Annotated in this window: 17 protein-coding genes; 4 read left to right on the plus strand and 13 right to left on the minus strand. The window is 35.6% G+C overall.

Annotated features, from left to right (window positions below):
- Positions 1 to 22: 22 nt before the first annotated feature.
- The 3 genes from ACFILZ_RS01440 to tpiA form a co-directional block, all read right to left on the minus strand.
- The gene (locus tag ACFILZ_RS01440) at positions 23 to 1,651 is read right to left on the minus strand and encodes a CTP synthase (protein ID WP_375610185.1); all 1,629 of its coding nucleotides are present in this window, start codon (positions 1,649 to 1,651) and stop codon (positions 23 to 25) included.
- Positions 1,652 to 1,778: 127 nt separating this feature from the next.
- Positions 1,779 to 2,231, minus strand: a complete 453-nt coding sequence (secG, locus tag ACFILZ_RS01445; protein WP_375610184.1) for a preprotein translocase subunit SecG — start codon at positions 2,229 to 2,231, stop codon at positions 1,779 to 1,781.
- 82 nt (positions 2,232 to 2,313) lie between these two features.
- The gene (tpiA, locus tag ACFILZ_RS01450) at positions 2,314 to 3,078 is read right to left on the minus strand and encodes a triose-phosphate isomerase (protein ID WP_375610183.1); all 765 of its coding nucleotides are present in this window, start codon (positions 3,076 to 3,078) and stop codon (positions 2,314 to 2,316) included.
- A gap of 154 nt (positions 3,079 to 3,232) precedes the next feature.
- On the opposite strand from tpiA, the gene ACFILZ_RS01455 reads away from it, so the two are divergent.
- Positions 3,233 to 5,122 (plus strand): peptidyl-prolyl cis-trans isomerase, encoded by a 1,890-nt coding sequence (locus tag ACFILZ_RS01455; protein WP_375610182.1) that lies wholly within the window; start codon positions 3,233 to 3,235, stop codon positions 5,120 to 5,122.
- Positions 5,123 to 5,939: 817 nt separating this feature from the next.
- On the opposite strand, the gene ACFILZ_RS01460 is transcribed toward ACFILZ_RS01455, so the two are convergent.
- From ACFILZ_RS01460 to tatA, 9 genes are all read right to left on the minus strand, one after another.
- Positions 5,940 to 6,800, minus strand: coding sequence for a phytoene/squalene synthase family protein (locus ACFILZ_RS01460; RefSeq protein ID WP_375610181.1), 861 nt, complete (start codon positions 6,798 to 6,800; stop codon positions 5,940 to 5,942).
- Positions 6,801 to 7,676: 876 nt separating this feature from the next.
- Positions 7,677 to 8,063, minus strand: coding sequence for an Mth938-like domain-containing protein (locus ACFILZ_RS01465; RefSeq protein ID WP_375606262.1), 387 nt, complete (start codon positions 8,061 to 8,063; stop codon positions 7,677 to 7,679).
- Between the two features lie 462 nt (positions 8,064 to 8,525).
- On the minus strand, positions 8,526 to 8,978 hold the full coding sequence (gene yajC, locus ACFILZ_RS01470; protein ID WP_375610180.1) for a preprotein translocase subunit YajC: 453 nt from the start codon (positions 8,976 to 8,978) through the stop codon (positions 8,526 to 8,528).
- Positions 8,979 to 9,675: 697 nt separating this feature from the next.
- The gene (locus tag ACFILZ_RS01475; RefSeq protein WP_375610179.1) at positions 9,676 to 10,857 is read right to left on the minus strand and encodes a peptidoglycan DD-metalloendopeptidase family protein; all 1,182 of its coding nucleotides are present in this window, start codon (positions 10,855 to 10,857) and stop codon (positions 9,676 to 9,678) included.
- A gap of 155 nt (positions 10,858 to 11,012) precedes the next feature.
- Positions 11,013 to 11,672: a protein-L-isoaspartate(D-aspartate) O-methyltransferase gene (locus ACFILZ_RS01480; protein ID WP_375606265.1), complete on the minus strand. Its 660-nt coding sequence runs from the start codon at positions 11,670 to 11,672 to the stop codon at positions 11,013 to 11,015.
- A 133-nt stretch (positions 11,673 to 11,805) separates the two neighbouring features.
- On the minus strand, positions 11,806 to 13,083 hold the full coding sequence (gene serS / locus ACFILZ_RS01485; RefSeq protein ID WP_375610178.1) for a serine--tRNA ligase: 1,278 nt from the start codon (positions 13,081 to 13,083) through the stop codon (positions 11,806 to 11,808).
- 61 nt (positions 13,084 to 13,144) lie between these two features.
- The gene (gene tatC / locus ACFILZ_RS01490; RefSeq protein WP_375606267.1) at positions 13,145 to 13,927 is read right to left on the minus strand and encodes a twin-arginine translocase subunit TatC; all 783 of its coding nucleotides are present in this window, start codon (positions 13,925 to 13,927) and stop codon (positions 13,145 to 13,147) included.
- Positions 13,924 to 14,328 carry a twin-arginine translocase subunit TatB gene (locus tag ACFILZ_RS01495; RefSeq protein WP_375610177.1) on the minus strand — a complete coding sequence of 135 codons (405 nt, stop codon included), beginning with the start codon at positions 14,326 to 14,328 and terminating at the stop codon, positions 13,924 to 13,926. Before ACFILZ_RS01495 ends, tatC begins: the two co-directional genes overlap by 4 nt.
- A gap of 55 nt (positions 14,329 to 14,383) precedes the next feature.
- On the minus strand, positions 14,384 to 14,686 hold the full coding sequence (tatA, locus tag ACFILZ_RS01500) for a twin-arginine translocase TatA/TatE family subunit (protein ID WP_375606269.1): 303 nt from the start codon (positions 14,684 to 14,686) through the stop codon (positions 14,384 to 14,386).
- A gap of 1,641 nt (positions 14,687 to 16,327) precedes the next feature.
- On the opposite strand from tatA, the gene ACFILZ_RS01505 reads away from it, so the two are divergent.
- The 3 genes from ACFILZ_RS01505 (at position 16,328) to pgsA (ending at position 20,216) form a co-directional block, all read left to right on the plus strand.
- Positions 16,328 to 17,191 (plus strand): 23S rRNA (adenine(2030)-N(6))-methyltransferase RlmJ, encoded by an 864-nt coding sequence (locus tag ACFILZ_RS01505; RefSeq protein WP_375606270.1) that lies wholly within the window; start codon positions 16,328 to 16,330, stop codon positions 17,189 to 17,191.
- Positions 17,192 to 17,582: 391 nt separating this feature from the next.
- Positions 17,583 to 19,562, plus strand: coding sequence for an excinuclease ABC subunit UvrC (gene uvrC / locus ACFILZ_RS01510; protein ID WP_375610176.1), 1,980 nt, complete (start codon positions 17,583 to 17,585; stop codon positions 19,560 to 19,562).
- A gap of 72 nt (positions 19,563 to 19,634) precedes the next feature.
- Positions 19,635 to 20,216: a CDP-diacylglycerol--glycerol-3-phosphate 3-phosphatidyltransferase gene (gene pgsA, locus ACFILZ_RS01515; RefSeq protein ID WP_273723320.1), complete on the plus strand. Its 582-nt coding sequence runs from the start codon at positions 19,635 to 19,637 to the stop codon at positions 20,214 to 20,216.
- A gap of 317 nt (positions 20,217 to 20,533) precedes the next feature.
- Here pgsA and ndk read toward each other — a convergent pair whose 3' ends face one another.
- On the minus strand, positions 20,534 to 20,956 hold the full coding sequence (ndk, locus tag ACFILZ_RS01520; protein WP_375610175.1) for a nucleoside-diphosphate kinase: 423 nt from the start codon (positions 20,954 to 20,956) through the stop codon (positions 20,534 to 20,536).
- Positions 20,957 to 20,994 lie beyond the last annotated feature (38 nt).

Below are 20,994 nucleotides of genomic sequence, written 5' to 3' on the forward strand. Positions count from 1 at the left end.
GCAAAGTAACCAAATTTATGCATTAAACTAATCGACTTTGTTCTACAGCGGCTTCAATAAAAGAAGAAAAAAGCGGATGTGGATCAAAAGGACGAGATTTTAATTCTGGATGATATTGAACACCAATAAACCATGGATGATCTACATATTCTATCGTTTCTGGTAAAATACCATCAGGAGACATCCCAGAAAAAATCAAACCACACTGTTCTAACTTATCCTTATAATCAATATTGACCTCATAACGATGACGATGTCGCTCGACAATCTTGGTCATCCCATAAATTTGAGCAATATGACTCTCTTCCTTTAATTCAGCAGCAAAAGCACCAAGGCGCATTGAACCGCCGAGAGCACCATTTCTTGTACGTTTTTCAAGAACGTCTCCTTTAAGCCATTCTGTCATTAAACCTACAATTGGATTGTCTGTTTCGCAAAATTCACTTGATGAAGCATTCTCAATCTGTGCAATATTGCGTGCAGCTTCTATACAAGCTAATTGCATTCCAAAACAAATTCCTAAAAATGGAACTTTACGCTCTCGTGCAAATTGAATTGCTCGAATCTTCCCTTCAGACCCTCGTGCCCCAAAAGCACCTGGAACCAAAATTCCATGGGCTTTTTGTAAAGCTGAAACAGAATCTTCTTTTTCAAAAAGTTCCGAATCAATCCACTCAATATTAACCTTCACTTTATTCGCTAAACCACCATGCGCAATCGCTTCGATAAGGGATTTATAAGCATCCTTTAAGCCCGTATATTTTCCTACAACAGCAATCGTAACTTCTCCTTCAGGATGGTGAATGCGATGCGTAATATCTTCCCAACGATCCATCTTGGGGGAAGGAGCCGAATCGATTCCAAAAGCGCAAAGAACTTCAGAGTCCAAACCCTCCTTATGGTATGCCATAGGAACATCATAAATTGTTGGCATATCTAATGCCTGAATGACTGCATTGGAGCGAACATTGCAAAAAAGTGATAATTTGCATCGTTCTGTTTCTGGAATAGATCGATCTGCACGTACAAGCAAAATATCAGGAGAAATACCAACTGCTTGCAATTCTTTGACAGAATGTTGTGTTGGTTTCGTTTTTAATTCACCTGCCGAAGGAATATAAGGCATTAATGTGAGATGGACATAAACGACATTTTGTCTCGGTAGCTCATTGCGAAGCTGACGAATCGCTTCTAGAAAAGGCATTGCTTCAATATCACCAACCGTTCCACCTATCTCACACAAAACAAAATCAAATTCTTCATTTCCCATCGTAATGAATCGCTTAATTTCATCTGTAACATGAGGAATAACTTGGACTGTTGCCCCCAAATAATCACCACGCCGCTCTCGTTCAATGATATTGCGATAAATACGCCCTGTTGTAATATTATCTTGGCTATTTGCAGAACGCCCAGTAAAACGCTCATAATGACCAAGATCAAGATCCGTTTCTGCACCATCATCGGTCACAAATACTTCACCATGTTGATAAGGTGACATCGTACCTGGATCAACATTTAAATAAGGATCAAGTTTGCGAAGACGTACGCGATAGCCACGAGCCTGTAATAACGCTGCTAACGCCGCTGCTGCGATGCCTTTTCCAAGGGAAGAAACCACACCACCAGTAATAAAAACATAACGTGCCATGGGCTTATGGTGATAAGCAATTTATAATGATTTTTCCAGCAAAAAATGCAAAAAGAAACAATTTTTCTTCTAAAATAAAAAAGGTGAAAAAATCACCTTTTTAAAAAGTCTATATTTTCTTAAAAAACTATTTTGTACTGTTATCCGGAACTGTATTTTCAAGAACCGGTGGAACTGGGCTTTCTGCTTCAGGATTTGTGGACTGTTTCTGTTCCTGCGGAGAATTCGAAGAACCTCCTAGCTGCTCAAGAATAGAAGGGGAAGACTCACCATCTGATGATGGGACTGATCCTGAGCCTTTATCGGTAGAATTCTGCTCGGAATTAACCGGTATACGCTTTAAAATATCAGAACTAGAATTTGATATATTACTCACCACGGTAAGTCCAATAGACACAACAAAAAAACAACAGGCTAAAATAGCAGTCAAACGTGTTAAAGGGTTTCGAGATCCACGAGTTTTCATCAACCCTGAGCTATTACTCACACCGAGCCCACCACCTTCTGAAGGTTGAATTAATATAATACCAACCAAAGTAATCACAATCAAAAAATGAATAACAATAAGTACTGTTTGCATAAACCCTGCTCTTCAAATAACTCTTTCGTGGTTATTTACACATAAATAACACACAATCCAAGGGGTAACTCAAATTTCTCCGCTATAATTTACGATAAACATCGCAAATAGTTAAAAAATCAGTCGCTTTTAAACTTGCTCCACCTATCAAAGCACCATTAACATGAGCAATGCTTAAAAGCTCAAATGCATTGGAGGGTTTTACTGATCCACCATAAAGAAGGCGCATATTATTCCCTTCCTCCCCAAAACGAGAGCACATCTCATCACGAATGAAATGATGCACTTTTGCAATATCTTCTACAGTTGCTGTATTGCCGGTGCCTATCGCCCAAACAGGTTCATAAGCGATAATGATATTCTCTGCTGTTGCATCATCTGGTAAAGATCCCTCAAGCTGCTGTGCGAGAACATCCAGCACTTTATTATTATTGCGTTCTTCCAATGTTTCACCAATACATACAAGAGCCACAAGCCCTGCTCGCCACGCTGCTTGCACTTTGGCGCAGACAATAGCATCATTTTCCTGATACACTGTACGACGTTCTGAATGCCCGATAATAACATGACTTGCTCCCGCTTCTTTAAGCATAAAAGCTGAAATATCTCCAGTATAAGGGCCATAGTCATCAAAGTGACAATTTTGTCCTCCTAAAAGGAGATTTTCACCATCCAGCGTATCAGAAGCACGCGATAAAAGCGTTGCTGGAACACAAATTAAAGCTTCAAACAAATGACCTAGATCAGAGCTAACGCCTGTAGCAATAGCACGCAACTCTCCAAGCGATTCACTCGTTCCATTCATTTTCCAATTTCCAGCAAGAAAAGGCCGAATATTTGGAGACATATTTTCACCTCAAGAGCTATTATAATATATTATTTATCTGTAAGTACCAAATTATAAAGTGAAAGCAAGTCTTTAAAGCTTGCATCTTTCGTGTCTTTGTTGCAAATTCCGTTACTGCTTTGATAATAACTCATGTTAAAAGTGGAATTAAACAATGCTTGACATCGTAAGAAATGCTGCAAATTCTTGGATTGCCAGAATTTTCCTTGCTATTTTACTCTTATGCTTCATTCTTTTATGGGGGATACCACAGTTACACACCAAAAATGAAAGAGGCCTTATTACTTCTGGAAAATCCACAGTAACTGTCGATGATTATCGTCTCGCTCTTGCCGATCAAAGCGCACGTTTAGCACATGCCGCTCATCTTGGACGAATGTTTACGCCAAATGAAATGCAGCAATACCAAATTCCCGCTTTTGTGTTTAATCAATTACAACAAAATACACTGCTTGATGAACAAGCCCGTAAAATGAAAATAAGTCTTTCAAAAGATACAATAGCGCGTATGATTGGAACTGATAATATGTTCCAAATAAATGGCACTTTTGATAAAAATTTATTTTATAACTATCTTCAGCATTTACATATCAGTGAAAGTGCTTTTCTTAATTATTACACCAGAAAAGAAAAGCGTAACCAAATTATTTCAGCTTTATTCTCTGATATGAAAGCACCAGATCTCTTCTATAAAGCACTTGCTCTTTATCAAGGAGAAATGCGTATCGCAGATTATCTCATGATTGATCTAAAAGAAAAGGAAATAACAGCTGATCCTGATGACGAAACACTGCAAAAATGGTTTGAAACACATCAAAATGAATTTCGTACTCCAGAATACCGCACTGTCTCTTTATTATCTATGGAACTTAATGATTTCGTAAAACCTAAAGATATCCCAACAGATGAGGCAAAAGCTTATTATACCCAAAATGCTTCACGTTTTGTAACCCCTGAAAAGCGTACATTCGAAGAACTGCGATTCCCCTCACGCGAAGAAGCCGATAATGCAGCAAAAAAAATAGCCGATGGATTGAGTTTTGATGAACTGGTAAAAGCTGAAAAAAAGACTCTTAATGACATACAAAAAGGGCCTCTCGCAGAAAATGAACTTCCTAGCCATCTAGCATCCGAAATTTTTGAACTCCAACAAGGGCAAGTCAGTGCTGTAATCAATGACTTACAGGGACCTGTTATCATTCGCATCACACATATTGAACCCTCAAGCTCTCTTCCTTTTGAAAGTGTAGAAGAAAATATTCGCCAAATACTTGCCAAAAATCGTGCTACGGATGATATTCGTAATAATTATGTAGCCATTGAAAATGCTCGTTTTGAGGGTGCTTCTCTCAAAGAGTTAGCTGACCAATACAAGTTATCTTTGCGCACAATTACCATTGATAAAACGGGGAAAACGCTTGAAGGTGCAATACTCACGGATTTACCTCAAAAAGATATTTTACTGAATGCCATCTATCAATCAAACGAAGGTATCGATCTTGATCCTCTCTCTTTTCAAAATGGTGGGTATCTCTGGTATAAGGTCGATAAAATTATTCCTGCCCGCGATAAGACACTTGAAGAAGCTAAGCTAGATGTTCTTTCTCAATGGAAAAATGAGGAAATCCAACGTCTTCTTGATGAAAAAGCCAAAAATGCTCTCAAACAGCTCACGGAAGGAAAAAGTCTTGTTGCTCTTGCTCATACCCTTGGTGTTACAAAACAAACAACACCAGCCCTCCGGCGTCAAGATTCATCTGAAGTCCTTGGTGTTGAAGGTGTTAAAGCCTTGTTTTCTGGTCCCAAAGGTCATTATGGTGTCATAAAAGGACCGGTTGCAACAAACCGTATCATTTATCAAATAAAGACTGTAACAATGCCTAAAGATATCACGTCTCATACTCTTTCAACTGAGGTCCGCGCCAATATAGATATGATGATAAGAGAAGATCTTAAGCTAGAAATGCTCCAAGTTGCCAATAAAGAACATCCTTTGGAAATTAATAGCACAAATTATAATCAGATCTTTAACGCTCTCCAGTAAAAAGAGTGTGCATAATTTAAAGGGCTTATTTGATAAAGTGTCTATCGCTCTTCGTTTATAGTTTAAGAGGTAAGACAGGTTTCTTGTCTGCATATCTTAGTATCAGCGTTTTTATAATGATTCATTTTCTCGCAAAACAGTGCATGTATGGATTTGCGAGAAAATAGTCAATGGAATGTAGAATCGTTTTTGCAATGCATTAAAAAACATTATCCATCCAAAGGTTGTCGCCCATTAAGCTATAAATGTCATCCCTATCGTCATTCATTCATAGCTCATATTGCTACTCTTAATATTCATTCATAGGGAGCGTATTGCTTCTTCCTTAAATGATTTCATTTACACACCCAACTTATAATAGATAAAAAAACTATTTTTAAAATTCATTATAAAAATGGAGAAATCTTGTTCTATTCAAGACTCTCATTCAATATGAGAAAAAACGAATTATCATTATAAATCAATATATTCATAAATCATAACAGTCATCAATTATGATGTTATAATTTCTCAAAAATAAGAGTTTTTTATAGACTTATAGACTGCTAAGATAACTTGTCTCATAAAATAGAAATTTTATTTCATGTTTTTCTTTCTCTGCATCTCACCTATCCAATACACTGAATAAAACATACTACTGATTAAGAAATATACCGTATTTTCAAGATCACAAAATTTCTTATTCTTTTGTGTTCATAACAACCAAAACATCAACATTTTTTATAACAAAAAAATGGTTTGGAATCACAATAGCTCCTTTATCTTCATATGAGAAAATCAGTCTACATGTCACGCATTCCAACATAGTAATATTCTTTTACAATATCTTTGGAAAATTGCCGCTTATTGCTGCCCTTGTTATCAACCAATAGCGATACATCAATGGCAAAGTTGCGCTCTCTTGAAAAATTGCTGCCCCCAGCTGTATAGCTTTTTGAAGAGAAGCCGGTACAATGACCAATGGAAGAAAAGCTGGCTTAAGAACTCTCGGTAAAGTACAAGAATACTCGTAAAATCGGTTATAATGATCGCGCGATAATGCTACCATAGCTTCAACAATACAATTCTTTTGTTGATCACTGAGACGATGAGATTCCAAATCTTCCCTATTCACTCCTACAGCTTTTAATATATCAGTGGGTAAATAATATTGATATCGTGATTGCATGAATGATAAAAGACGCAATACACCGCTTAATCCTTGAGAAATCCCTCCGTGTTCATAGATATCTGTAAACTCTTGTGCAGTTTCAGGATCTAATATCTGACAAGAAAGCTGTAAAATTATGCCTGCTGTCTCACTACAATAATGCTCTAGATCATGAAGTGTTTCTATTGGATTGTGATAAAGATCTAAAATTTGCGCATCACAATAACGTAAAAAAGCTGTCTTAGGTAAATTAAAAAGAGTCATTGCTTTTAATAAATCATTCAAAATCGGATTGTTTCCACTCGTTTGCATTTCACCATGAGCAATAGCGTCATACCACCAACGTAACCGTATTTCTCCTATAAGTGGATCATGTACACTTTCGCGGATACGAGAAACTTCAGCATTAAATACATAAAGAGCAGCCAATGCTTGGCGCTTTTTTTTAGGCGCAAATAAAACCGATATATAGCGATCACGATCTATGGTACGTAAAATATCAAGACAATAAGGAAGAGAGCCTATCATTCTATGAACCTATTAACGTCCCTTTTTTAGCAATTAAATTAATACCCTCTTTTTATTCATATTAAAAAATGAAAGATAGGCAAATACAGTTCAGAAAATAAGATTTTTAAATGCGTCTCTTAACTGTATTATGAATTAAAATTTCTTTTCTAGTCCCTTTTCGTTTTAGAAAGAAAAAATTAAATAAATAATTTTTCTGATAAAACTTATCTTATCGGACTTCAAGTTTTCATTTGCAGTAAAAAAGCTAAAAACCAATCGTAACATGCATAGTAAAACTTGAACAACAAACAACGCAAAACACTTTTTCAGTGGATAGATGACAATGTTATTTTATAAAAAATGCACTGATCACAAAAACTTCATCAAATCATTGACCTCCTCCCCACTCTAAAAGACAAAGGTTCTTACCAACACCAATTTGTAAAAAATCCAATTGCTCTCGGTGCGTTTCTGTTACTATAAATGCATTGATTTATAATGACAATTTTGTGTTTTGTATGTTAAATTAGAATCCCAAATATCGTAGATATGCTTTCATTTCAAACCAATTTCATGTTACATCAATAAAAACTATTCCCTTGCACGTCACAAGCGGAACTGGCTTGTAGGTAAAAACTGTATAAGAAAGAATTAAAATGCCTCTTATGAACTGTCTCAAGTGCCAAGAGCTGATCACTCATGTGATTCATTAGGAACTACGAGCAAACTTTGTCCTGAATACTTGCTGCTGTATTTAAAAACACTTAATGTGTTAAGTTATGTACATTCTATACCCTTATATCATCGCCTTAAACGACAGTATTTTACAGCGCAGGAAATAATTACACAAGTCTTTCATGCTAGACCAGAGCCTTTTTTTTATTAAACAATACTCTATTCTACCGCAAATAATAACGCCGCAACAGCGCGATCTTCAGCCAATAAAACATTAAATGTACGGACCGCCGCTCCCGTACTCATTGTATCTGATGAAATACGTTTTTCCCATAAAAGCACCCGTAACTCTTCAGGTAATCGTAATAATTCAATTCCAGTACCTATTAATAAAACTTCGATTTCAGAAGCTTCTTCTAAAATACGAGATATATCCCCTTGAGTGGGAACAGGCCCTGCCATCTCAATGCCATAAATGCCTGATGGTACACAAATAATAGAACCTCTATGAGACATATCAGCAAAACGAAACCCACCATTTCCATAAGCATCAATAGGTGCGCGACTTGGAAAATGTGCTTCACGAATTTGAATTGCATCGAACATGAATATGCACCTTTTATTTTTGAATAATCCAATTGTCTTTGCTACTTCTCACCATAAAAATTAAAGTAAGGCTGATATAAACATTGATATGTTAAACATAGCCTAGTATTGAAGTGAAAATTGTTATATAATACCCTAATCTTATCATACAACAAATATATGAAAATTTGGGAATAAACCGCAGTAAAATGCTATACCTGCTTAAATAAATCTATTTTTTAAAAAGTTTCCTCAGCTTATTTACTCACAAATCTCTTTTTATAAAAACAATGATCTTGTTTAAAAAACAGAAAAAAATTGCGTAATATTCTATAAATAAAACAACTATTTTAATAATCTAAAGAAAACAAAAACTCCATTTTCTGTAGCCACTATAAAAGCCCATTTTTCAATGAAATTGTCTTGATCTTGCCAAGCTTTTTATAAAAATGCTTAAAAAATGTAATAAACTGCCATTACACCTTAAGATGCATTTTCCTTTGATATAGCTTTTTTCTCTTTAGAGATACTCATATCTTCCTTCGTTGCCGTTTTAGATTTAGACTTTTGTGGTCTTTTTGCTTTAGCATTAAGTTTTGATTTTTTTTCTGCAATCGGCTCACCTTTAATGCGCACATCAGCTAATGTTGAGCGAATAACACGAATATTCATACTCTCACCAATTTCAACCTCTAATTCATCACTCTCGTCGTGAACCTTCGTAACCTTGCCGATAATACCACCACCCGTTATAACTGTATCACCACGACGTACTGCATTAAGCATTTCTTGGCGTTTTTTCATTTGGGCACGCTGTGGACGAATCATAAAAAAATACATAATTGCAAAAATTAAAATGAATGGGACAGCGTTAGCAAATGAAATTCCACCGGAAACATCGCCTGCAACTTGAGCATAAGCGTTCGTAATAAACATTTTTATCTCCTATAGTTAAACCTCAGGTATTTCCCACTCTATTAAAATGAAATTCCGATACAGAAAAAATTCCTAAAGAATTTATCATAAAAAGCAATAACTACATAATCTAATCACAGCTTTACAAAAATACAATAAATCCTTAAGAGGCAGAATACCAAAATACAATGAGAAAAATCTTAAAAAATAGATTCACTTTCCCCTATTGTATATCCTACAATATAAATCTTTTCACTAACTCAATAAATTATACAAGATAATTTTTCTAATGAACAAACTTTAATTTATATAGATAATTTATCGTTTTTGATATCGAACGACAGATCTAAATACAATAAAATGCTCTCATTTCAAATCTTCTGAATTAATCAAAACGATTTTCTTGACGTCACACATATGAGTCACACATATGAAATGAGCCTGTAGATAAAAACTTTTTAAGAAAGGCGTGAAATATTTTTTTCATGCTTCTCTCAAATGCAAGAGAAATTGGAACACTCAAAGCTGACAAATAGTATGATATTATTGTCTTACACTTTCATAAATACAAAGATGGTAATACCTAACGACCCCAACGAACTACTTTCCTGAAACCAATGATTTTTTGCTGCAATGTTATTGATTTAAGAAAATCAATTATTTTTCATGAATTTTCTATAAACTGTAAGACTATTCAAATGTAAAAGTCATCAATAAATTAGTTTTCTAAATATTTAAGGGGATCAACAGGTAATGAATTCTTACGCATCTCAAAATAGACACGTGGCGTTTTAACATTTCCTGAAACACCAGATTTAGCAATCTCATCACCGCGCCTTATCCTTTGTCCTTTGTTAACAACAAGCTTACTATTACATCCATAAATAGTGATAATATCATTTTCATGTCGAATCATCACAACATTACCAAGCTCTTTTAGTCCATCTCCCGCATAAATAACCACACCATTTTCTGCCGCCTTTACCGAAGACCCTTCAGGCACTGCAATATCTATTCCTCGATTCATTACTGTTCCCTTTTTTTGACCGAACTGGCTTAATAAACGCCCTCGTACTGGCCAACGCATCTTAGAAATTCCTGTGGCTTGCGGAGTCATCATATTATCTGTATTCGTAACAGTACTTGACAAACCAGTCTCATGTTTCAATTGCATCATCTGTTTAGAAATTTTTTTCTCAGAACTTGATTTGTTCATCTTTGCAGAGAGTGGCGTTGTTACAGGAGCTTTATATATAGGAGAGGACTTCTTGTTTTTTATAGAGGACATCACTTGAGATTGGGATGCAGATTCTGTTGTTGACACTGCCCAATCGTTATTATTGTGTGCATTTGAAGCTGCTAATGTACGCCTGCTTGGAACAACAAGGACCTGACCGATATAAATGGAATTGCCGTTTATACCATTTGCTAATTTTAATGCCTCAACACTAACCCCTACTTGTCGTGCAATACTGAGCAGTGTATCTCCACTCTGAACAATATAAGAATTCCGCCGAAAAATAGAAGATTTATCCATTTCTGAACGAGAAAGTGTTCCAAGATTACGTGGAGGGGCGCCCATAACGCGACCATCAGAAGAAGTTATCCTACCTTGATGTGGAAAATTATAGGGGGAATTATCATCTCCCCACGAATCATCGCTTGATTCCACAGGTGGCAATTCAGTGCTTTGTATCATACCACTACCGTATGATAGCATTCGCGGATCTGTATACATAGTACTTGATATATTTGATTGAGATGATACCGTACGATGAGAGAACGTATTGGAAAAACGCTGTGTACCAGAACTACAACCAGCAACAATAGTTACCACCGCTAACAAAGTTATTCTCTGAAAATTATGCTGGAAAATATTATCCAAAGCTTTTAGACACATCGTTTTGCTCACTCATCAATAATCAACTTACTCCATTAAAGCTTTTTTAAATTACCGAAGAGTTAAAATGAGATGTTTTATTCATAAATATCTTTATATAAGATCAAAATGAATTTAACGTAGGCAATTTGCAGAAATTTCTTAGCTTTTAAAAATTAAAGTATCTCTGCAATGCCTTTAATAAAAGGTTGGTAACGCACTTGGAACAGTTCTAAACACTCAAATCGACTACCGATTTTTGTATAGCGCGTCACCGTTTGTACCCCTTCGTCAGGTCCTATCGCCTGAATGAGAATTCCATTTTCAGCTAAAAGTTCTAAAAATTCCTTGGGTTCATCAAAACGTGATGGCCAAATAAGAATGCGATCAAATGATCCTAAGCCTGTCACACTATGACTTCCATCAATTTGCCGTATAACAATATTTTCAATTCCTAAAGTTTGAAATTTTTGTCGTGCTAAATCAACAAGCGTTTTATAACGATCAATCGTTGTCACACGGTCACTCAGACATGCTATAAGAGCAGTACAAAAACCAGATCCTGTACCAATTTCTAAGACACGATGCCTTTTTTTCAACGATAATGCCGAAAGAATTAAGAGTTGTTCTTCCAAACGTTCCATATATTCACCACACTCAAGGGGAATAACTTTATTATCATAAGCACTATTGAACCAAGGAGCAGCAACAAACTGTTGACGCGGAATTTTCTCTAATGCAGAAAAAAATCGCACGTCATCAATGCCTTTGCTACGCATTTTCAGTACAAGAGCGGCTAACTCCTCACGAAATTGTAAAATACCCTTTTGCCCCATAGTATCATTCAATCTCCAATGAAGGTGCACTTTTATCATACTGACAAACTGCTTCTTTTAAAATGGCAAAAACTTGCGCCTGTGTATCATCACCTCTTGGCAATAAACGCATATTGTCTCTCCTTTCGTAAAATTAAGCAGTAATACAGCGCATGCCTCCCATATAAGGTTGTAAAACATCTGGAATAATAATTGATCCATCAGCCTGTTGATAATTTTCAAGTACGGCAATAAGACAACGTCCAACAGCCGTACCAGAACCATTAAGGCTATGAACAAAATGCAATTTTTTATCGCCGTCTTTACGATAGCGCGCATTCATACGACGACCTTGAAAATCTCCACAAACTGAACAGCTAGAAATTTCACGATAACATTCTTGACCAGGAAGCCAAACCTCGATGTCATAGGTTTTACGCGCTGCAAACCCCATATCACCCGTAGAAAGAACCACTGTGCGAAAAGGCAAATCAAGCCGTTTTAATATATCTTCTGCACATTCAGTCATACGTTCCAATTCAATTAAAGACTGCTCTTCACTGGTAATCGAGACCATTTCAACTTTCCAAAATTGATGCTGACGCAACATACCGCGCGTATCACGACCGGCTGCTCCAGCCTCTGAACGAAAACAAGGAGATAAAGAAGAAAATCGCAGTGGTAAATCTGATATTTCAAGAATTTCATCGTTAACCAAATTAGTTAATGGTACTTCTGCAGTAGAAATAAGCCATCGACCATCTGTTGTCTGAAAAAGATCCTCTGCAAACTTCGGCAATTGTGCTGCTCCGTAAACAATCTCATCACGAACAAGAAGAGGTACTGAGACTTCTGTATAACCATGCTCATTCACATGCACATCAAGCATAAATTGTCCTAATGCTCGTTCTAGCCGTGCTAACGCCCCTGAAAGCACTGTAAAACGTGTTCCAGACAAACGACTAGCTCGCTCAAAGTTCATTTGTTTGAGATCTTGACCAAGATCAAAATGTTCCTTTGGTGTAAAATTAAATGTTGGAGGTGTACCAAAATGTCGAATGACGACATTATCACTTTCATCTTTACCTTCTGGAACATCATCTAATGGAATATTTGGAAGTGCTGAAAGAAGTTTCTCAAGACTCTCCGTCAGTTGCTTTTCTTCCACTGTTGCAGAGGAAAGAAAAGCTTTAATCTCTTCAACTTCAGCTCTAAGACGTTCAGCCATTTGCTGATCAGATACAGCCAAAGCCTGTCCTATTTCCTTTGAAACAGCATTGCGACGTTCCTGCGCCAATTGCACCTTAGCAATATGCGACCGACGTGCAAGATCAAGTTGTATTAACCTTTTAGCTTGTGGCTCAAGACCTCTACTTACGAGTGCTTTATCTAATTTCTCAGGATTGTCACGAATCCACTTAATATCAAGCATAAAAATTCCTCATTTATATTGTTTTTATTCATTCCTTATCGCATAAGATTATACACTTTTCTTAAGCGGATTTTCTTCTCTTTTCTATACTGTAAGCAATTAAAATTGAAATCTCGTAAAGTGCTATCGTTGGTAAAGCCACTGCAAACATCGTAAAAAAATCCGACGGCGTTATGATTGCCGCAATGATAAAAGAGAGCAAAATAGCCCATTTTCGTTTAGACGCCAAATCATGAGATGTTAAAAATCCAATTTTTGTTAAAAGACTGATGACAAGAGGTAATTGAAAAATCAAACCAAAAATTAGGATAAATGATGTCATAAAGCCCAAATAATCAGAAATACGCACTATAAACTCTATTTTTAAATGAACATCTGGAAGAAATTGTTGAGAAAGGCTAAACCATAGTATTATTGGCGCGAATAGACCATAAACAAACGCTCCCCCAATACAAAATAAAATAGGCCCCCCAATGAGAAATGGTAAAAAAGCCATCCGCTCATTTTTATAAAGCCCTGGTGCAATAAAACTATAAAACTGAAAAGCCGTATAGGGAAAAGATAAAATAATTCCCCCAAAAGCAGAAAGCTTCATCTTCGTTAAAAAAGTTTCCCATACTTGCGTTGATTGCAAACGAATTCCCTCAGGATTACCCCCTGCTATTTTCATTGCCCACTGATATGGCCATAGTAAAAAATTTAAGATATAATCTTTAACAAGAAAACACATCATAAAAGCGATCATAAATGCAACCAAGGCAGCAATAATTCGCTGACGAAGTTCAATTAAATGTTCTAAAAGTGGTGCCATATGGGCATCAACTTCATCTTTCTTAACATTCATGACATATCTTCTTTATCTTTAGAAGCGATAGATACTGTCGTATCTTTATTGGTTACGTTTTGATCGCATTCCAAAATTTCTTTATCTTTTTTTGATTTATAGTGTGTTTCCTTAACATCCCAATTATCGTGGATATCCTCTAATATATTTTGAGTGGGATCAAAAGTTTCTGCCAACTTCTTACTTGAATCGCTAATATCCGAACATACTTTTTGCAAATCATCGCGCTCGATTTGTTTTATTAAATTATCAAACTGATGACGAAGTTCATTTGCTGTTGAATACACATACGCTCTTATCTTTGCTACTGTCTTTAATATTTTAGGTAAGTCTTTTGGTCCAACGACAATGATGAGAACAAGTAAGATTACGATAAACTCTGGTCCGTCAATCCCAAACATCTCTTAATTCGACTTTCTCATCAAAAAATATTGCACAATGATGATTGCGTTTTTGTTACTGTTTTTTAGCAACAGATGTTTTGCGTTTTTTAGAAGCAGAAGAAACCTTTCTGCGCACTGTTGCATGTTTTACCGATAACGGCTGAGATTGTTGAGATTCTACATCAATCATTTGGGAAGTAGGAGCCATTTCAACTTTATCCTCAATGCTATCATCTTCTTCCTTCATATTTTTTTTGAAGGCTTTAATTCCTTTAGCAACATCGCCCATTAATTCAGAAATTTTACCGCGACCGAAAAGCACAAAGATAATCAATAAAATTATAATTAAATGCGTTGGTGAAAAAATATTACCCATTATTCTCTCTAACTTTATGCTTTTAAATTTGATTTCATTTATTCATGCTTCCTCTGAAGAATGTATCAAATATAATATCTTACTTATATATTTTCTTCTTAACTTAAAAGCAATTACACGCTTTTATTGCAAAAAGAGCTTTTTATCCTCTTATCGCTTTTTAGCGTACTATAACACAAACCATTCAACAATGATAAACCGCTTCATACAAAATTCAAAACACTTAAAAACTTTTCTAAAATAACTTCATCTGATCTCTTAGGTTACTCATCTTCCTGTAAAGACTATAGCCAACGTCTTTCCTTTTAAACAATGTTGTACGTATCATTACAAATATTTCCGCCAAATTATCCGTTACTGATAAAAATCATAATGCTGTAAAACATTTTACGTATTCAATTAAAAAAATCAGAAAGAAAAATCTCTAAAAAACTTTCTTAACACATCATCAGTCTCTTCAAAAATGATCATCTTACGCACAACATTTATTCTTTGCGTTGGGGGGGGAATTTTATTATCCATTATTCCATACACAATACGAATATGAGCCATCATCGTATTCAATTAAATATCTGTTGTGTAAATAAAAACTATTAGCGGAAAGAGTAAAAATGTACTTTATGAACCAACGCAAGTGCCAAAAGGTATGGCAATACTGCTAAAAAATAAAAAAGGTACCAGCTTGTGCCTTTATTCAGTAAAATACCTCCATATAACCAGCTCTCTAAGCCACGGCATGCTCTAACTATTACAAGTCTCTGGATTCTGGGCATGCGTTCTCATAATATCATGTGTTTAACCTATCTCAGTATTGAAACCAGAATGGGCATTAATAGAAAATTACATCCAATCAAAAGCATGGCATCGAAGCATAATCCATGTAAAAAGAATTTCTTATCCTAGCCTTTTTTATAAGATTACCTTATAAAGCCGCTCGATAATACAGTGTTAGAGATAGATAAACCTATTTGCTTTAGTTTAAAATTCCTCATTTTGATTGAGATAGCTTGCAGAGCACATATCAATTTTCAAAAGTTTTATTTTAGCATCATACACAATAACCTAGCCATTTAGCGTGTATAATGTAAAGCTTTGGCTCCGCTTAAAGCAATGAGATTCATTCATACTTTTATAAAAACCTATCACTATAACACCAGCACTTTATTGCTCTATCCATAATTTTACGCTTGCTAAAAAACTTATAAATGTAACAATGTTTTTATCAAGTATTTGAAATTCTTTAATCTTTAAACAAGAAAATTTATGAATGAATTTGAAAGGTACTCTTCAATTTTTCAACAAACTTCACTAATATTCTCGTTAATTGAGGTTTTTTATAGTATTCCTGGAAGAGACCGCGATCATAAAAAAATTCTCTTACAACATAAATATCTCTATTGAGATGTTTGATCTCTTCTTGTCTATCTCTCATATAAAAAATTTAAAATTTTAACGATTAAGCTCATAATATAAAAATAGCCCTGTGAATAAATGCTCCCATGACATTAATATTTTTTCTGTAGTTTATAATTTGGAAGTGAAGGCATTGTTTGATTTCTACAAGAGTATTTTTATGGATATCAATTCTATTATTCTATGCTAATAATCCGGTACAGTTACACATATGATAGAGTTTACTCCATGAATTATCGGCATATTTATCATGCTGGCAATTTTGCTGATGTTTTTAAACACATTATTGTCACTCGCATTGTAGAATATCTCAAACGCAAAGAAAAAGCTTTTCGCGTTATAGATACACATGCTGGAATCGGTATTTATGACCTTTCTTCTTTAGAAGCACATAAAACAGGAGAGTGGCGCGAAGGTGTCCAACGACTTTTTTCAACTCCTATCCCAGAAGATTTAAGAACACTCCTTTGTCCATGGTGTGACATCATTGATGCCCTCAATAAAGGGGAAAAAGAAATTATATTTTATCCTGGATCTCCTGTTCTTATTCGTCAATTATTACGGAAACAAGATCGCCTCACCGCAATAGAATTGCACAATGAAGATTATCATATTTTAGCAAAAAACTTTGCAGGAGATTATCAGACAAAAGTTCTGCATTTAGATGGTTGGCTTTCCTTAAATGCTCATGTACCACCAAAAGAAAAACGTGGATTTATCCTTGTTGACCCTCCCTTTGAAAAAGCTGGAGAGTTTTCCCGCCTTATTGAGGGATTAACGAAAGCCTATCGTCGCTTTTCTGGAGGAATCTACGCTTTATGGTATCCTGTTAAATATGACAAAGAAATTGAAAGTTTTCTTCACGCGCTTTATCAAACAGGAATTCCTAAAATTCTCCAGCTTGAAATGCGTATCCGAAAAAAATCAACATCACCTACAATGAATGGAAGCGGTATGATTATTATTAACCCTCCCTACCTTTTGGAAGAAGAAATGAAAAAACTCAGCCCCTTTCTTATCAACCGTCTTGGACAAGATGAAAATGCCAAAATAACGCATAAGTGGCTTCAAAAAGAACATCTATTATTTTAGATCTTTTTCTGATATCTTTCCTAAATCAAATATCATGTTGTAAAATACAAATGCATTAAATGATAAAGTTCTTTGATTCTTTGGATAATATCAACATATTATAATGATAAGCTAATAACGATCAGCGTGAATTATTTTTTTAGAAAGCCTATCCTCTTAATCATCATGGATTTCTTATTTCAATCATTTTAATGGATAAATTGGCCAAATTCATAAAGCTGTCTTAGAATAACAACTCTCATATTTTTTTATGAAAGATCGGCTCTCTAAAATCATACTCTTATGCTATAAGATATATTTATAAAAAAAATTATAAAGACATAAATAATCATTATTTAATAAAAAAGAATATTTCATATATTAAACAAACAACATATTCGTAATAAACGGAATGGTCCTGAAAAATAATACAAATTGTCCGCAAAATGAACGGGAAAAACTTTCTTTTCTCTCTAATGTTACATGGCATAATGCCAATCAAAGCAATGAGAAAAATCAGTTCCAAGGTATCAAGTTCATACAAGAGTTTGTTAGACACCTTCCGCATAAGCCAGGGGTTTACCGGATGATTGGTGAAAATGGTGATATTCTCTATGTTGGCAAAGCCCGTAATCTCAAAAAACGTGTTTCAAACTATACACGTGAACAAGGACACAATAATCGTATTACCCGCATGATTCGTGCAACATATCATATGGAATTTATCGTCACCCATACAGAAACAGAAGCACTCCTTTTAGAAGCCAATCTCATCAAAAGATTGCATCCACATTTTAATGTACTCCTGCGTGATGATAAAAGTTTTCCTTATATTATGATTACAGATGACCATCGAGTGCCTGCACTTTACAAACATCGTGGTGCTCGAATACGAAAAGCTCACTATTTTGGTCCTTTTGCTTCTGCTGGTGCAGTGACACAAACAGTTCATGTTTTACAACGCGCCTTTTTATTACGAACTTGTACTGATTCAGTTTTTGAAAACCGTACACGCCCCTGTTTGCTTTATCAAATTAAGCGATGTTCTGCACCTTGTACTCATGAAATTAGTGACAGTGATTATAAAGAACTGGTGAAAGGAGCAAAAGCGTTCCTTTCGGGAAAAGATCAATCTATTAAAAGCGATATGGTTCAAGCTATGCATAAAGCCGCAGAAAATCTTGATTTTGAACAAGCAGCTTCCTATCGTGACCGCCTATCAGCCCTTTCTCACATACAAAGCCATCAAGGTATTAATCCTCAAACGATAAAAGAAGCGGATGTATTTGCAATTGCGCAAAAAGAAGGAATGACCTGTATTCAAGTGTTCTTTTTTCGCATGGGGCAAAATTGGGGAAACCGTGCTTATTTTCCTAAAGCAGATCCCTCTTTTTCCCGCACTGAAATTTTAGCGAGTTTTCTTGCCCAATTTTACGATGATAAACCACTTCCCAAAAGCATCCTTTTATCTGAAGAAATTGAAGAAAAGGCACTTCTTACAGAAGCATTTAGTCTCAAAGCAAACCACAAAGTATCCCTCTCTTTACCCAAACAAGGTGAACGGAAAACTCTTGTTAATCGTGCCTATCTCAATGCTCATGAAGCACTTGAACATAAGCTTTCTGAAACAGCCACCCATACAAAATTGCTTCAAGGTCTTGCTAAAACATTCCAACTACCTTTTCCTCCACGCCGGATAGAAGTCTATGACAATTCTCATATCATGGGAACAAATGCTGTAGGGGCTATGATTGTTGCTGGTCAAATGGGATTTATTAAAAATCAATATCGAAAATTTAACATTCGCTCAACAGATATCACGCCTGGCGATGATTTTGGTATGATGAAAGAAGTGATTAAACGAAGATTTTCACGCCTTATCAAAGAGCATGATCTGCCAAATAGAAGTCATAACATAAAAGATGATGATCTTTTTCCCATTTGGCCTGACCTTATCTTAATCGATGGTGGTGAAGGACAAATCAACAGCGTACATGCAATACTTGCTGAATTACAATTAAATGATCTCTTCACAGTTGTTGGAATCGCCAAAGGTGTTGACCGTCATGCGGGACGTGAACGATTTTTTATAAAAGGTATTCCGCCCTTTACACTTCCTCCACGTGATCCTATCCTCTATTTTTTGCAACGTCTGCGTGATGAAGCACACCGTTTTGCGATTGGAACTCATAGGATAAAACGAAAAAAAGCAACATTCAAAAACCCACTTGATGAAATCGAAAATATCGGTCCGACAAGAAAGCGTGCGTTGCTTCATCATTTTGGAAGTGCCAAAGCTGTTGCTAGTGCCTCATTTGAAGATTTAAAAAAAGTTACGGGAATCTCTATGACAATTGCACAAAAAATTCATAACCATTTTCATGAAAAATAAGCTTGTTTCATAACCTTCGCCTTGTTACGTTTAGGAAATATATTCTCTTTCACAAGAATTAAAAATGGCTCCATGAAAAATCATACTTTTTCTTTTCCAAATATTTTAACTTATGCACGAATTGTTGCAGTCCCAATGGTTGTTGCATGCTTTTTTTTAGAAGGGCGGCTACAATCAAGTGATATCACCCGCTGGATTGCTGTTTCCATTTTTATCGTTGCATCCATTACTGACTTTCTTGACGGTTACCTTGCTCGTATTTGGGAACAAACATCCAATATTGGTCGCATGTTAGATCCAATTGCCGATAAACTTCTCGTCTCTGCTTGTTTGCTCTTGCTTGCCGCAGACAGTACCATCGCTGGATGGACTCTATGGGCAGCTATTATCATTCTTTGCAGAGAAATTCTTGTGTCAGGATTACGTGAATATTTGGCTGAGTTAAAAGTTAGTGTTCCTGTCTCTCGTCTTGCAAAATGGAAAACTTTTGTACAGATGATCGCTATTGTATTTCTTTTAGCTGGACCAGCCGGTAATAAAATTTTCCCTTACACAGTAGAGTTTGGTATTACTATGCTGTGGATTTCTGCCCTCCTTACATTGTGGACAGGGTGGGATTATTTTCGTGCAGGTTTAAAACACGTTATCCTATGAATAGTATGGAATTTTATAAAATGATTTATCTTTTTGTACTTAAATAAGAGATGAGAATAGCATAAGATTGATTTATTTTAAATCTATTAATGATAAATCAATAAAACACTTTTTTGCACATTACAAGTAAGGGTAGCGTGTAGATAAAAACTCTTCAGAAAAGAGTAAATAGGCTTTATATTTTCGTAAAAGCAGCTGCAATATTAAAAGCTAAAAAAATGATTAATGGCTCCATATGCTTTCAAAAAAATCTATAACCTCATAAGCAAAAAACCGAAATATAGTGTTTCGGATTTTTGCTTCTTATATACGCTTTATTAACCAACAATTTCTACCTCAGGAAACCAAAAGGCGATTTCTGTTTTTGCCGTTTCAGCACTATCGGATCCATGGACAGAATTTTCGCCAATCGATAAAGCATGAACCTTACGAATTGTCCCTTCTTCTGCATCACTAGGATTCGTAGTCCCCATTACTTCACGGTTTTTAGCTATTGCATTTTCACCTTCCAAAACTTGTACAACGGTTGGACCAGAAGACATAAATTCAACCAATTCACTAAAAAAAGGACGTTCTTTATGAACAGCATAAAATTTTTCAGCCTCACGTCTGCTCATCCAGACACGTTTAGACGCAATAACACGTAGCTCCGCATCCTCAAGCATTTTAGTAATTGCGCCAGTCAAATTACGACGGGTTGCGTCTGGTTTAATCATCGAAAAAGTACGCTCTAAAGCCATTTAACCACCTTTATTTCATTGATAATATTCTCTAGCCA

Origin of the sequence: Bartonella sp. AP40SXNS (assembly GCF_042195825.1) — a bacterium.
Taxonomy (GTDB): Bacteria; Pseudomonadota; Alphaproteobacteria; order Rhizobiales; family Rhizobiaceae; genus Bartonella.